Source organism: Zobellia alginiliquefaciens, from assembly GCF_029323795.1.
GTDB classification, from domain to species: domain Bacteria; phylum Bacteroidota; class Bacteroidia; order Flavobacteriales; family Flavobacteriaceae; genus Zobellia; species Zobellia alginiliquefaciens.
On record NZ_CP119758.1, the window covers coordinates 4578156 to 4591712 of the forward strand.

The following is a 13557-nucleotide window of genomic DNA, read 5'->3' on the forward strand; positions in this document are numbered from 1 at the left end:
ATTGGTTTTTTAGGGTATGTTCCGCATGTAAAAAGCCGTATTTCTCAAAAGGGAAAGTAAACTACCTCGGGGCAAGCCCACAAGGCATTAAAAGGAATACACTTGGATTTCGAGGCAAGCCTCGGAACATTTAATCTCGATTATCGAGTAAAATATCATCAGTCTAAAATGCTGTTTTGGTGCCATAGGTTTGCCCGTACGATCTTAGGGGCTATTACGTATTTCTGTAATCGTTTACGTATTAAATTTTATATATTTAGCAGCTCCAAGACAGTACTTCAAAGAACCTGACCAAACATGTATAAAATCTTATCGTTAGACGGTGGCGGCAGTTGGGCCATAATTCAATTGCTTACCCTTAGGGACCGCTACGGAAATATGGATGGCCATGAGGTACTCCGTAAGTTTGACTTGGTGATTGCCAATTCCGGGGGAAGTATTGTTTTGGCGGCCTTGGCAGAGAATTATTCCATTGATAAAGCCATTAGCCTGTTCAAGGAGAAAGAAAACCGAGAACGCATATTTTGTAAGAATGCCTTCTGGGACCGCTTTTTTCCGGTGGATTATCTACGGTTCGTTGGTATTGGCTTTGGACCCAAATATAGCGCAACCAAGAAAAAAGAGGCTTTTGAATACCTGTTTCCCGAAGTGGATAAGGTGCAGATGAACGAACTGCCAAAAATCATTGGCAAGGAATCGCTGAAAATTGTGGTCTGTACCTATGATGCACTCAACAACCGAGCAAAGTTTTTTAAATCCTATGCGTTAACGCCTTCGCGATATGACTCGGTGCGATTAACCCAGGCCATTAACGGTTCTTCCAATGCGCCAGTGCAGTATTTTGATTTTCCGGCACGGTTTAAAGCGCAGGAAAGCGGGGTGTTTTTTGAACTCTGGGATGGCGCCCTCGGTGGTTTTAACAATCCTATTTTAGCCGGCATCATAGAGGCCTATAAATTAGGTATTGCCCTAAAGGACATTAAGATAGTCTCCTTGGGGACCAGTAACCCTTTAATGTCTACGGATAAAAAAGAACAGTTCTGGAATTGGAAACTGGACACCCTACAATACCGAAGAAAGAAATGGGCTATCCACAAATTTAAACCGCAGCTCAGTTTCTTTATGGAAACCGTTTTTAACCAGGCCAAGACCATTTTATACCAACCACCGGACACTGCTAATTATATGGCCATGATGTTCTTTAAAGCCGCTACGGGCAAAGATTTGAACGATAGCCTCATACGGTTATCCCCACTTGTTCATTATGACGACAAACTTGCTACGGATGCCGTACCGCTTATAAAACAACTCTATGAGCTGGATATGGACCTGACCAAAGACGCACAGATAGACTTGCTTCTACAATGTTTTGAGGCTTGGAAAGCCGGAAAAATCTATAACCAGCCCGTAGAATTTGAGGTCGAGAGAAACAATGATTTGTTGTTTATTTCTGGGGATAGGTGGTATCAGGATGGGATGGATAGGTGGGTTAGTTGGGAAATAGGGGAGTAAATCTAATTTTAACTGAGTTCAGTAATATTTTTTTTTATGCTGATTACAGAAAACTGTAAAAAAATATGAATTTTAGTTTTTAATTTTATCTCGTAATAATTAAGACTTAAAGTTCTCTTTTTCGTGGTGTTAATTGTCTAGAATATATGTCAAATGAGTTTTGACAGCTAAGTTTAATATTCTAAATTTGAGAAATGAGGGAGTCAACAATTTATTCTATCGGTCATGGCAATAAGAAATTTGAAGATTTAATAGATGAACTAAAAAAACATCAAATTGAATTTCTCTTAGATGTAAGGTCTAATCCTATGTCTAGGTTTAATTTTCATTTCAATAAAACATGGCTTGAGAGAGACTTGCCTGAAAACAATATAACATATGAATTTTTAGGGGAACATCTCGGAGGGCTTCCTAAAGATAAAACATGTTACACAGAAGGAAAGGTTGATTATGCCAAAATAAGGACTAAAAAGTTCTTTAAAGAAGGTATTCGTTTATTAGTTGATGCGAACAAAGAAAAAATGCGAATCGCCTTAATGTGTAGTGAATCGAAACCTGAAGAATGCCATAGGTGCAAGTTAATTGGTCAGGAACTATTAAACCATGAAATATCTGTTCAACATATAACTTCTAATGGAATAAAATCTCAGGAGGAAGTTATTAAAATCCTTACTCAAGGATTTGGAACAAATGACCTCTTCGGAGAAAAAGATTTTACTTCGAGAAATACTTATTTTTAGTTCTATGAATTTTTATACTATTGGTGTTTACAATTCAAGTGAGGAAGAATTTTTTGGCAAGTTAATTAATAATAACATTGACACGTTTTGTGATATTCGGCAAAGGCGTGGTGTTCGTGGGGCCAAATATTCATTTGTCAATAGCATAAAATTACAGAGAAGGCTAAAAGACTTAAATATTAATTATCAGCATATATTAGAGTTAGCTCCGACAAAAGAAATAAGAGACAAACAAAAAGAAGCTGATATAAAAAATAATATATTTAAAAGAAACCGTGAAGAGTTAGGTCCCGTTTTCAAGAGTCACTATAAAGCCGAAGTTATAAGTAGATTCAATTTTTTAAAATTTTTTGATTCAATGAAAACTAACAATGCAGAAAATATTGTGCTGTTTTGTGTTGAAGAACGTCCAAAGGCTTGTCATCGTAGTTTGGTTGCTCAAAAAATAGAAGATGAGTACAAACTTGAATTCATTGATTTGTAGGTAAATATGCGTATTTTAATTACTTCAAAAACAAGATATGGCTCAAAACATGCTTGCGTTGGTGGCTTAAATTTGGAAAATAAAAGTTTCGTTAGGCTCCTCAATCCTGGGGGAATTAAGAAACCTGAAGGATGGTATCAATTTTTGGATACACCATTGAACATTGGTGATATTTGGGATATTGATATTAAAATATCACCTTACACTAAAGCACCTCATATAGAGGATGTTTTTATTGGTAAAAAAACTAAAATTGAACAAATAGATGACCTTGATTCTTTTATAAAAGAATCAGGGGTTGAAATTTGGGAAGGTCACATAGATAAATTGTTTGACGGTTGTTTAAGCTGGTTAAAAAATGGTAGTGGGTATTTGGCTGAAACACAAGATGAATTTCCAAAATATAGTGTTGGTTTTTGGGTTAGTGACAAAGATTTGATATTACATAAGGAAAGATACTTTTATAAATATAAAACTCTAGGAATTTTTGAATCCGAAAAAAGTTTAAAATGGGTTGGTTTTGAAAAACCTCCAAAATTAATACCTAAGGGCACTCTAATTAGAGTTTCTTTAGCTAAATGGTGGCCTCCGCGCTATAAACTTGAAAAATACAATGCCCCTCACGGTTGTTATCTTCAAATATCCGGTTGGTACTAAAAAAGAATAGTAATAATTTTCTTTTATTTATCTGACAATTGATTACGAAGCGTTATTAAAATATTATGGTATTTTCTTCATGCTGTCAATCTTCCACCACAATTCAATAACTTCCACTGCATCAACCCATTACGTACAACAAGAAGGCAAAAACAACAAACCTTGTTTTTGAGGTATTCTTGGCTTTAGGTATACTAAATGTAAGCCTATGCCTTTATTTTTAGATTTACACTACTATTTTTTGCGGTTGGTTTTCGGGTAAATTTATACCACCGGACTTCTGGGGCATCCCTTCTAAACTATATTCAAAATCAAATTTATACAGCAACATTTGCTTGAAGTTTACGTTAGATTAAAGCTCTATTGAAGCATGTACGTAAATTGAAATATCGTCCCCAAAAACAACCTACCATGAAGTTTTTATCCATTATTTGGATGTTCCTAGTCATGTCCGTTTTCCCAATGTTCGGTCAAAGTCCAGAAGAACTTCCTTTATTTTCAATGCCTCAATTGACCTATGAAGGTGCATTTCGTATCAGTTCACATTCCAATGGTGTTTCCAACCTCAACTACAATCAAGGACCCATTGCCTATAATTATGAAAACCATTCCCTTTATATTGTTGGTCATTCGCACCACCAGGCCATAGCGGAATATGCGATTCCAGAAATCGTAAAGAGCGAAACCCTTTCAGAATTGAATATAGTAGAAACGCCCATTCAGGTTTTTAGTTCCGTATTAACGAAAACAAATGACGGAAACCCTCAGAAAATCAATAGTGTAGGAGGGATGTATTATGTAAACCATGGCGGACAGGCCAAACTTATCGTGAACGGTTATGAATATTATGATGCCCCGGCAGATAATACCATGACTACGGTAATCATTGAGGATGCCAATGCCATTGAAACTTCCCCAGTTAGTGGTTACTATAGTTTTAAAGGCGGTGCCGGCCATACTTCTGGATGGATTTCCCCAGTACCGGAAGCATGGAAAAAAGCATTGGAAGGTTCACATATTACGGGTCAGTCCAGTGGAATCCCCATTATATCCAGGGCCAGTGTGGGACCGTCTGCATTTTCCTTTGAAATGAGTGATGCTTTGAACGCGGTAACATCCATAGAAACCACTACTTTGTTAGACTTTAGTTTATCCAACCCCTTGAACAAGGATTTGAGCAACGAATCTAAAACCAACAATATCTGGACGCACCTATCCAGGGCCACTTACAGTTTTATCGTACCCGGAACCCGAACGTATTTGACCCTAGGCAATAGTGGCGGGCACGAAAGTGGTGTATGCTACAAGTGTACCCAAGACAATGGTAACTTATGTGGCGGTTATTGCCCACCTGTGGCTAGTGATAGGTATCAATACTACTGGCTGTGGGATATGAACGATTTAATGGCCGTAAAAAACGGAACGTTAAAAGCATATGAGGTAATGCCCTATGATCATGGCTTCTTTGAGTCCCCTTTTCAAGAAACCGGAAATAAAGGTATTGGTGGCGGTAGTTTTGACCCTAGCACCGGAAACCTCTATTTGACCATACAAAGTGGCGACATGGAACAAGGTACCTACTCAAGACCACCAGTTGTGGCCGTTTATAATACCAATGGCAGTATTTCCGAAAATGAAATCCTAGAAAATGTAGAGGTAACTATGTATCCGAACCCCACTTCTGACATTCTTAATATTGAGGGAATGGTTTCGGAATCGGTCATTCAAATCACCGATATGAACGGAAAACAGGTTAAAAGTATTACTACAAGTGAGCCTTCTTATCCTTTTGATATGAGTAGTTTATCTGCAGGAATGTATGTGGTTTCCGTGCGAAATGTTGCTAAGTTCACCGTACACACCGAAAAGGTGCTAAAAGTAGATTAAGCTGATATCAACTTTCTAAAAGCGAACCTTAAAACCCTAAATTTTAGGGTCGGGGTTTAAGGTGTTTTCTCCACCATCCTGCACCAAAAGTCGCATAACTACCTTTTATTTTTACCAAAAAACAACTTTTTCTTCTGACCGCAAATTCACTTACGGCTTACATTCCCCTGTTTACTGATTAGTAGTATCCCTTCACTGATTACCCCATTTTACAATGTAACCTCACCCTATATTTACCATCAAATAATACAACGGTATCTAACGATAGGGCTATGGCCGTTATCTAATATACTCCTAAAATTTTGACCATGAACAAATTAAAAAGTAGAATTGGCTTATCATTTTCATATGTATTTTTGATTGTCTTAACTAGTTGTAGTAGTGATGATATAGACGCTTTAAGTGTAGTGGAAGATGAAGAAATTATAGATGATGATAACAGTGGCATAGACACAAATTCATACATATTAGCGGTAGATCCAGATGATGGGGTAGAATTGATCAACCATGATGGCGAAACTTTGTTTGAATGGGCAATTAATGGCTTGGGAGATGATGCCGAATTGCAGAGTGATGGTAGTCTGGTGGCTATCCAAGCAGCTACTAACCCACGGATTAATTTTGGGGGTTATGGCGGTAAATTCATAAAAATAAATGCGGATCAGACCACGGATTGGGAGTTTACCTATTCTAGTGATTCCTATATTTCGCACCATGATGTAAACTACCTTTCCAACGGTAATATTATTTTCTTAATATGGGAAAAGGTAGATTCGGACGATGCCGCTCAAATGGGCTTTTCAGGTAATTTTGATATTTACCCTGATGCCGTAATTGAAATGAATCCGTTGACCCAAGAAGTGGTTTGGGAATGGCATTTTACCGATCATGTAATTCAGGATTATGATAGCAATCTTGATAATTATGGAGTTGTGGCGGATTATCCGAATAAAATTGACATCAATTATAATAGCACTCAGAATGACGGTGATATTACCCATGCTAACGGGCTAACTTTAGACGAAACCAATGACCTTTTGTATGTAACGGTCAATTATTATAGTGAAGTTTGGGTCATAGACCATAGTACTACTACTGAAGAAGCGGCTACGAGCGAAGGAGGCAATTATAATCTAGGTGGGGATTTGGTATATCGCTTTGGAAATCCGCTAGCGTATGATAACGTTGGGGATGTTACGTTAAACCGGGTACATTACCCGAACCTTTTTGATGACAACAAAATGCTGGTTTTTGCCAATAACCTATATAACGGGCAATCTGCAGTGGTGGAATATCAATTAAGTCCGCCCTACCAACTAGTTGCAGGGCAAGATAACGAGCCTACGGTAACTTGGGAGTTCACGGACCCGGATCTATATAATTTATCTATTGGGGGTGCCGTACGTATGAGCAATGGCAATACTTTAATAGCGGAAGGTGATGGTACTATTTGGGAGGTAAACAATAACGGTGATGTTCTATGGCAGACGACGGATATAAGAAGGCCATGGCGAGCTTATGCCTTTCCGGTAGACGATGAGGCTATAACAGCCTTGGGATTGTAAAAATAATTATTTGACTTTAGCGGGTTAATGTTGAACGGCTCCGATAGAAATATCGGAGTTTTTTTGTTTACAATAAGTGCTCAATATTTTCAATATTGGCTTTATGGTAGGAAATTAGTCGGTTTAAAGATAGTTCGTAGCTCAACTGTTTTACGGAATCACTAAGGTCGCTTTTGACGATTTCATCCAAGTTTTCGGTCATTTCATTCACAATGGAATCTATAGTGTTACCAGGGTTTACCTGAAGATTTCTGAGCATTTCTGCGGTCTGTTCTTCATGCGTACAGCTAAACTTTACGTAATTACTCAGTAGGTTTTGTACTCTCGTCTTGAGAAAGCTGATATCGCTCCCGTTAAAATAGTGGTTGACCTGTTTTGCGATGGCGTAGAGGTTGCTCATCTCTTTTCCTAATAAATCGTCTTTTGTCATATTTCCGGTTTAAGGTGATGTATCCAAACTTGCTGTTAATGGATATCACGGAAAATAGACGTTCGTTGCCACTTCTGCGGGCTCATTCCGTAAAAATAGTGACACTTTTACAAGCGGCTTATAGAACCTTCAGACATTACTCGATAATCGAGATTAAATGCTCCGAGGCTTGCCTCGAAATCAAAGTGTATTCCTTTTAATGCCTCGTGGGCTTGCCCCGAGGTAGTTTACTCATAGAACTCCGCAACTTCATCTAACGGCTTTCTTTTAATATCCGGAACGTAGGTGGGTGATTTTGGATACCCTACGGGTAGCAGTAAATAGGCCCGTTCATTACTGGGCCTGTTCAATAACTTGGCAAGAAAATTCATAGGGCTAGGGGTGTGGGTCAATGTAACCAGACCGGCTTTATGTATTGCGGTAATAAGCATGCCACAAGCAATACCTACCGATTCATTTACGTAATAGTTGTTTGTTTTTTCACCCTTCTCATCTATATCATGAACTTTTTTAAACACGATAATAAGCCACGGGGCAATTTCTAGAAAAGGTTTATGCATATCCGTACCCAGAGGTTCTAGGTCCTTTTTCCATCTTTCGCTCATTCTACTTTCGTAGCTCTCTTTTTCTTCAGCTTCGGCCGCCTCTCTTATTTTTGATTTTAATGCAGGGTTGGAAACCGCACAGAACGTCCAAGGTTGTTTGTGTGCTCCCGAGGGTGCCGTAGAAGCCGTTTTAATCAAGGTTTCAATCACTTCTTTGGGAACAGGAGTATCTGCGTATTCCCGAACGGATCTTCTTTTGTTCAAATGAAAATAAAGCGCCTGGCTTTGTTTCAGTAATTCTTTTTGGGACAGTATGTTCTCTTGGTAGCGTACATGTGTGTGTCCGTTGACTAAAATATGCGGTTTAGTGTCCATAGTTTTGGGTGCTATTTGGTTACGGAATAGGAATATCAAAGATATTGCTTTTTCGTGAATCCGTTTTTGAAGGAGAAAGTAGCGAAACCAACGCGCTTTTAATTGGATTCGGTTCTAGGCAGAAACATCACCATAAGGATGTTATGGAGGTGATTCGCATTAAAAAATCTATTTCCTGTAAGGTTTGTACATGTCACAGACTAATGCTCAATTAAAAACACAATACTTAACAAAGAAAGATGAATTCAAAACTTAAAAACGTATTAGCCGGAACTTTAATGGCTTTTGTAGCTGTAGGTACGGTAAATGCTCAGGAATCTGAGGCTAAAGTAACCGAGTTACTGGATGCTTTGGAAGAAGTGAATGGGGGTTACGGAACTTTGGCCGCTAAAAAAGATGTGGAATACCACTATGTGTATGACAACTTTGACAAAGGTAAAGATGTCTCCACCGAACGTTATATTTTTAATGGTGAACAGTCTTGGGGTTCGTATGACCAACATGAAATTAATTTACTGCCCAAACAAGAAGGAGTAGCGGTACAATCGCTAGTAGATAACCAACCGGCCCTAACATTAGATGGTAAAAGTATTACCGACCCAAAAGCACTTGGAGGAACGGTTTTCTTGCGTAAGGTGAATTTTTACTGGTTTGCAATGATGTATAAATTGACGAATCCAGGTACGAACTATAAATACCTTGGCACCGAAAAAGTGGGTGATGTTACCTATGACAAAGTAAGCTTGACTTACAATGCCGATGTGACCAAAAAAGAGCAAAACGATGAATATATTCTGTATTTCAATCCAGAAACACATTTGGTAGATCAGTTTTTCTTTTCGTTACCCGCATTTGGTATCAACCAACCCATTTTAAAAATGACCTTGACTTACGAAACAGTAGATGGTGTTTTATTATCTACGGTACGTGAAAGTTATATGCCCAATAAAGAAGGGGGTTATGTAAAAAGTGGTGAATACACTATGACGGATATAAGATTCAATAATGGTTTTAAGAAAGAAGATTTTCTTTTGAAATAGAATCACACCAATATAAATTGTAAAAAGCCCAATCTATGATTGGGCTTTTTTATGGGGTCAATTCTCTGTCTTTCCGGCAGTAATAAGTCGTTTTCACGGCATAAAAAATTCTGCAACCTGAGCATTCAAAATAATAGAACTACTCCATAAAATCAGGATTTACCAAAACTTCACCTTCTGCTCGGGCTTTCATATATACCGCTTTAGAAGGTCTTGGACGTATGCGATATTTGGTAGGCAAACCTGTTTCCCTAAAGAAATCATCCGGAGTTCTTTCCGAAGGAAGCACATCATTGGTTGCGGTTCTTATTTTTTCTAATCTAGATTTCATGTCTTTCAGTATACTGCTGTATTCAGGATTGCTTGCTAGATTGTTCAGCTCGTACGAATCTGCGACAATGTCAAAAAGCTCATCTGTATCTCTGGGTGTGGTAAAACATTTAAGCTGAGCCTCGTTTAAAGTTCCTTTTTTCTTTTCTTCAAGCATACTTTGCCAGCCAAGCCCTCTTATAATATCCGCTGAAGGCGTATTCGGCAAATCCGAATAGTAATTCTTTATGTACTTATATTGCTTGGTGCGTACTGCTCTGGTATAATCTTCAAAATCATGAAAATGGTCTTCCGCATATATTTCATCGTGAATGGCTACTTCTTTGTTTTCCAATAATGGCATAAAGCTAAGGCCATCAAACTCCTGTAAAGGCTCTAATCCTGCCATTTGCATAAAAGTTGGTGCTATATCCACGGAGCTCACCAATTCCGTATTGGTTTGTCCGCCTTTAATTTTTGCAGGCCATTTTATAATCCATGGTGTTTTTATACCGCCTTCGTATAAGGTAGTTTTATCTCTTGGGAAAGCTCTCCCGTTATCCGAAATAAAGAGGATAATGGTGTTGTCGGCCACATTTTGAGCCTCCAGTTCCGCGACCACTTTGCCAATGTACGCGTCCATTCTAGAAATTTCGTCATAGTATAAAGCAAAGTCCTTTTTAACTCCGTCCGTATTTGGTACATAAGGGGGTAAAATCACATCTTCGGGCGCATGCGGATTATCCGTTATACCTTCGTAAAAAGGCCTGTGCGCATCATAAGAAGCTAACCACGTAAAAAAGGGCGTGTCTTTTGGTCTTTGTTGTAGGAGTTTGATCCATTCATCACAACCACTACCGTCGCCAACTAATCTTCTATCCAATCCCTTTAGGCCAATATTATCGTTCCATTGCATTTCCAACAACACATCAAAATCGTCGGTAACGGCTTCGCCTAGATGATATTTTCCGGCCAAACCGGTCCAATATCCTGTGTTTTTTAATTCCTGAACAAAGGTCCTTTTCTCCTCGGGCAGAGGCCATGCCAACTGTTCTGCATCGGTGTTATGGGGGTAGAGACCAGAAATAATACTGGTTCTACTGGGGCTACAGGAGCTTGTAGTTAAAAAGGCATCTGTAAATAGCATTCCATCTTTTGCCAGTTGGTCCAAATTGGTAGTTCTGATATTTTTGTTACCATAAGGGCCAATATCATCCCAGTTTACATCATCGGCAATAATGAGAACAATATTTGGTTTTTGGGCAGTTGTGTTTTCCGATTTTCCCTCCTGACCGAATAGTAGAATGGGTAAACAAAAAAAAGATATATATAAAACGTACAGACTGTGATTCATGGGTGATGGTGGTTGGTTAAATCACGAATGTAATATAATTTGTTGGCACAAAGTACGTTGAAAAAGAATAATTGTAAAATAGACACGTAATACTTGTCCGATTAGGTATGGGTAAAACAGTACACCCAATGTTTACAAAACAAAAGCCGACTCGTTAAAAGTCGGCTTTTGTAATTATGTAAAGTTGTATGTTTACAGATATGCTTTTAAAATTTCGTTCTGAGACCTATTTCTGAGCATACGAATCGATTTCTCCCTTATTTGTCTTACCCGTTCTCTTGTAATATCAAAAAGTTCACCAATTTCACTTAAACTTCTTGGGCTGCGTTCTCCAATGCCATAGTATAACTTAATGATGGCACTTTCTCTGTCCGGGAGTGTATTTAAAATATGGTCTAGATCGGTTCTAAGGGAATCGACCATCATATTAGCATCAGGGCTAGTTGCGTCTTTAGATTGAATAACGTCATATAAACTAGAAGATTCTCCTTCTTGAAAAGGGGCATCCATAGATAAATGCTTTCCAGAATTTTTCATAGCGAATTTCACTTGAGCGGCATTCATATCTAATTCCTTGGCGATTTCTATGGCGCTAGGAGGTCTTTGGTGCCTTTGTTCCAAAGAAGAATGCACCTTATTGATTTTACTGATTTCGCTTATTTTGTTCAGCGGTATCCGTACCATTCGCGAGTGATTGGAAATGGCCTGTAATATGGATTGTCTGATCCACCATACGGCATAGGAGATAAATTTAAACCCTCTGGTTTCATCAAAACGTTTGGCTGCTTTTACCAACCCAATATTACCTTCATTGATCAGGTCAGAAAGTCGTAATCCGCTTCCTTGGTATTGTTTTGCCGTAGAAACTACAAATCGTAGATTGGCATTTACTAATCTATTAAGGGCAACATCATCTCCTTCACGAATTTTTCTTGTTAGTTCCACTTCTTCCTCTGGGGTGATCAAATCAATTTTAGATATTTCTTGAAAGTACTTTTCTAAGGATTTAGTGTCTCTGTTCGTAATTTGTTTCGTGATTTTCAATTGCCTCATATATTTATTTTATTTTTAATTTGTTATCTTATAATACGGGATTTATTGCAATAATCCTAATGATTATCCGAATTGTTTAAAAATTTTTCAAAGAATTTTCAATTTTACATCGATTCGACCACTTAAATTGAAACCAAAATAGAGAAAGGGCAACTTACGCGTATAAACAGGAAAATCAACTATGAAAACGAAATGTCCAAACATAAAAAAGGCTGTCTAACAGATGTTTGGACAGCCTTTTTTAATGTGTATTTTTAGAGAACTACTCTTCTTCACTTTCTGCTAGCACATCGGCCATTTCCAGTTTTTCGTCCATTTCAAGATTTACGGGAACAGAATCTTTTAACGCATTGAATTTCTCCAAGCGCTCCAGTTCATCTTCCTCACCAGAAAAATAAGGGAATACATCCATAATTGGGGATTCTGAAATGGCAGGTATGGTATACTCGCCCATGGTATCCTTCATAACGCCAACCGTATTGTCATACGCTTCTTTTACATCATTTGCCTGTACCAATAGGTATTGATTCGTTTTACGCTCCTTACCACTTTCCTCATCAAAAGCGATTAAAGATACTCTAGACTTAAACCAGCGGTCAGAATTCTCAAAAGGGTGGATCTCTGCGTAGTTTGCCACTTTTATATTGGTAATCTTAATTTCATCGGTATCACTTAAGTAAACGGACATTTCTTCGGTTATTCTACTTTCCGCCTCGGTATACGAAATGGCATCTACCAAAAAAGGTTCTGTTTTTACTTTTTGTGTGCCCGATGTTTCATCAAGCTTTCTATATTTTACTTTGCATTCATACCACGTTGCACTCATAACTATTGTTTTAGGGGTGCCAAATATAAGATTATGCTTTAGGGCGGGAAGTCATAATTAGCAATAGATATTCACAATTTCATATGTAAAGATATACTGGTCACATACTAAGTCAGTTATGGTTTTTGTAGTGCCTGATTTTAATTGAACGAAAAGTTTGTTGTCCAAATTAAGAGGCTCTAAACAAGTGTTTAAACAAATACGAATGAAGCCCTATGTATAAAGTGATTGTTGGGCTAATTAGCTGTATTAAAAGAAAAGCGGATTATGTATTTTTAGGAGGCGGCAGTTCTCCCATGTATCTGTTTGTAGACCAAATCTATCGATTTGTGAAATTCATTTTTTGTATAGGGTTTGCTAATAAAATCTACACACCCAAGTTCTCTTGCTATATCTTCAAAGCTTTGTTTGGTAGAACTAGATATAAAAGGCATTCGGTTACCGAACATTTCAAGAAAAGACAGTCCGTCCATTCCTGGCATTTCTATATCCGATAATACCACCTGTGGTTTTGAAATTTGAATATGTATCCAAGCATCATATGAATCTTCAAAAGTAGTTACACTGCGCACTAAAGGATGGGTTTTGGCAAGCTTTTCAGCTAAGGACAACCATACAACGGAATCGTCCACAATAACTATTTCAAGTTTCATAAATATCTAATTTGCTAGAAAAGTAGCTCGTTGTAGTATTAGGAAAAATTAATTTGGACGAAAGGAGTGAAAGTATCTTTACATGTCCATATTACACTTCAACCTTCATGAGTTCTACGTAATAAGA

At 37.9% G+C, this 13557-nt stretch carries 13 protein-coding genes; 7 read left to right on the top strand and 6 right to left on the bottom strand.

Going from position 1 to position 13557, the window contains the following annotated elements:
• Positions 1 to 297: 297 nt before the first annotated feature.
• The 6 genes from P0077_RS18865 (at position 298) to P0077_RS18890 (ending at position 6845) form a co-directional block, all read left to right on the top strand.
• Positions 298 to 1512, top strand: a complete 1215-nt coding sequence (locus P0077_RS18865; RefSeq protein WP_276166747.1) for a patatin-like phospholipase family protein — start codon at positions 298 to 300, stop codon at positions 1510 to 1512.
• Positions 1513 to 1706: 194 nt separating this feature from the next.
• On the top strand, positions 1707 to 2252 hold the full coding sequence (locus P0077_RS18870) for a DUF488 domain-containing protein (RefSeq protein ID WP_276166748.1): 546 nt from the start codon (positions 1707 to 1709) through the stop codon (positions 2250 to 2252).
• A 4-nt stretch (positions 2253 to 2256) separates the two neighbouring features.
• Entirely contained in the window at positions 2257 to 2736 is a 480-nt protein-coding gene (locus tag P0077_RS18875; RefSeq protein WP_276166749.1) for a DUF488 domain-containing protein, read from the top strand.
• 6 nt (positions 2737 to 2742) lie between these two features.
• Positions 2743 to 3393: a dual OB domain-containing protein gene (locus tag P0077_RS18880; protein ID WP_276166750.1), complete on the top strand. Its 651-nt coding sequence runs from the start codon at positions 2743 to 2745 to the stop codon at positions 3391 to 3393.
• Positions 3394 to 3804: 411 nt separating this feature from the next.
• Positions 3805 to 5280 (top strand): T9SS type A sorting domain-containing protein, encoded by a 1476-nt coding sequence (locus P0077_RS18885; protein ID WP_276166751.1) that lies wholly within the window; start codon positions 3805 to 3807, stop codon positions 5278 to 5280.
• Positions 5281 to 5588: 308 nt separating this feature from the next.
• A complete protein-coding gene (locus P0077_RS18890; RefSeq protein ID WP_276166752.1) occupies positions 5589 to 6845 on the top strand; it encodes an aryl-sulfate sulfotransferase in 1257 nt (418 codons plus the stop codon).
• A 67-nt stretch (positions 6846 to 6912) separates the two neighbouring features.
• Here P0077_RS18890 and P0077_RS18895 read toward each other — a convergent pair whose 3' ends face one another.
• Together P0077_RS18895 and P0077_RS18900 are read right to left on the bottom strand one after the other, a co-directional pair.
• Positions 6913 to 7275: a hypothetical protein gene (locus tag P0077_RS18895; RefSeq protein ID WP_276166753.1), complete on the bottom strand. Its 363-nt coding sequence runs from the start codon at positions 7273 to 7275 to the stop codon at positions 6913 to 6915.
• Between the two features lie 227 nt (positions 7276 to 7502).
• Entirely contained in the window at positions 7503 to 8195 is a 693-nt protein-coding gene (locus tag P0077_RS18900) for a nitroreductase family protein (protein ID WP_276166754.1), read from the bottom strand.
• Positions 8196 to 8434: 239 nt separating this feature from the next.
• On the opposite strand from P0077_RS18900, the gene P0077_RS18905 reads away from it, so the two are divergent.
• Positions 8435 to 9235 (top strand): DUF6503 family protein, encoded by an 801-nt coding sequence (locus tag P0077_RS18905; RefSeq protein WP_276166755.1) that lies wholly within the window; start codon positions 8435 to 8437, stop codon positions 9233 to 9235.
• Positions 9236 to 9374: 139 nt separating this feature from the next.
• Here the strand turns inward: P0077_RS18905 and P0077_RS18910 are convergent, their stop codons facing one another.
• From P0077_RS18910 to P0077_RS18925, 4 genes are all read right to left on the bottom strand, one after another.
• The gene (locus tag P0077_RS18910; RefSeq protein ID WP_276166756.1) at positions 9375 to 10898 is read right to left on the bottom strand and encodes a sulfatase family protein; all 1524 of its coding nucleotides are present in this window, start codon (positions 10896 to 10898) and stop codon (positions 9375 to 9377) included.
• Positions 10899 to 11090: 192 nt separating this feature from the next.
• The gene (locus P0077_RS18915; protein WP_194527276.1) at positions 11091 to 11951 is read right to left on the bottom strand and encodes a sigma-70 family RNA polymerase sigma factor; all 861 of its coding nucleotides are present in this window, start codon (positions 11949 to 11951) and stop codon (positions 11091 to 11093) included.
• A gap of 262 nt (positions 11952 to 12213) precedes the next feature.
• Positions 12214 to 12777 (bottom strand): DUF4494 domain-containing protein, encoded by a 564-nt coding sequence (locus P0077_RS18920; protein WP_194527275.1) that lies wholly within the window; start codon positions 12775 to 12777, stop codon positions 12214 to 12216.
• 275 nt (positions 12778 to 13052) lie between these two features.
• The gene (locus P0077_RS18925; protein ID WP_276166757.1) at positions 13053 to 13430 is read right to left on the bottom strand and encodes a response regulator; all 378 of its coding nucleotides are present in this window, start codon (positions 13428 to 13430) and stop codon (positions 13053 to 13055) included.
• Between the last annotated feature and the right edge of the window lie 127 nt (positions 13431 to 13557).

Coding starts and splice junctions, on each gene's coding strand:
- P0077_RS18905 (WP_276166755.1), top strand. CDS start 8,435: ATGAATTCAAAACTTAAAAACGTATTAGCCGGAACTTTAATGGCTTTT.
- P0077_RS18865 (WP_276166747.1), top strand. CDS start 298: ATGTATAAAATCTTATCGTTAGACGGTGGCGGCAGTTGGGCCATAATT.
- P0077_RS18875 (WP_276166749.1), top strand. CDS start 2,257: ATGAATTTTTATACTATTGGTGTTTACAATTCAAGTGAGGAAGAATTT.
- P0077_RS18870 (WP_276166748.1), top strand. CDS start 1,707: ATGAGGGAGTCAACAATTTATTCTATCGGTCATGGCAATAAGAAATTT.
- P0077_RS18910 (WP_276166756.1), bottom strand. CDS start 10,898: ATGAATCACAGTCTGTACGTTTTATATATATCTTTTTTTTGTTTACCC.
- P0077_RS18925 (WP_276166757.1), bottom strand. CDS start 13,430: ATGAAACTTGAAATAGTTATTGTGGACGATTCCGTTGTATGGTTGTCC.
- P0077_RS18915 (WP_194527276.1), bottom strand. CDS start 11,951: ATGAGGCAATTGAAAATCACGAAACAAATTACGAACAGAGACACTAAA.
- P0077_RS18895 (WP_276166753.1), bottom strand. CDS start 7,275: ATGACAAAAGACGATTTATTAGGAAAAGAGATGAGCAACCTCTACGCC.
- P0077_RS18880 (WP_276166750.1), top strand. CDS start 2,743: ATGCGTATTTTAATTACTTCAAAAACAAGATATGGCTCAAAACATGCT.
- P0077_RS18900 (WP_276166754.1), bottom strand. CDS start 8,195: ATGGACACTAAACCGCATATTTTAGTCAACGGACACACACATGTACGC.
- P0077_RS18890 (WP_276166752.1), top strand. CDS start 5,589: ATGAACAAATTAAAAAGTAGAATTGGCTTATCATTTTCATATGTATTT.
- P0077_RS18885 (WP_276166751.1), top strand. CDS start 3,805: ATGAAGTTTTTATCCATTATTTGGATGTTCCTAGTCATGTCCGTTTTC.
- P0077_RS18920 (WP_194527275.1), bottom strand. CDS start 12,777: ATGAGTGCAACGTGGTATGAATGCAAAGTAAAATATAGAAAGCTTGAT.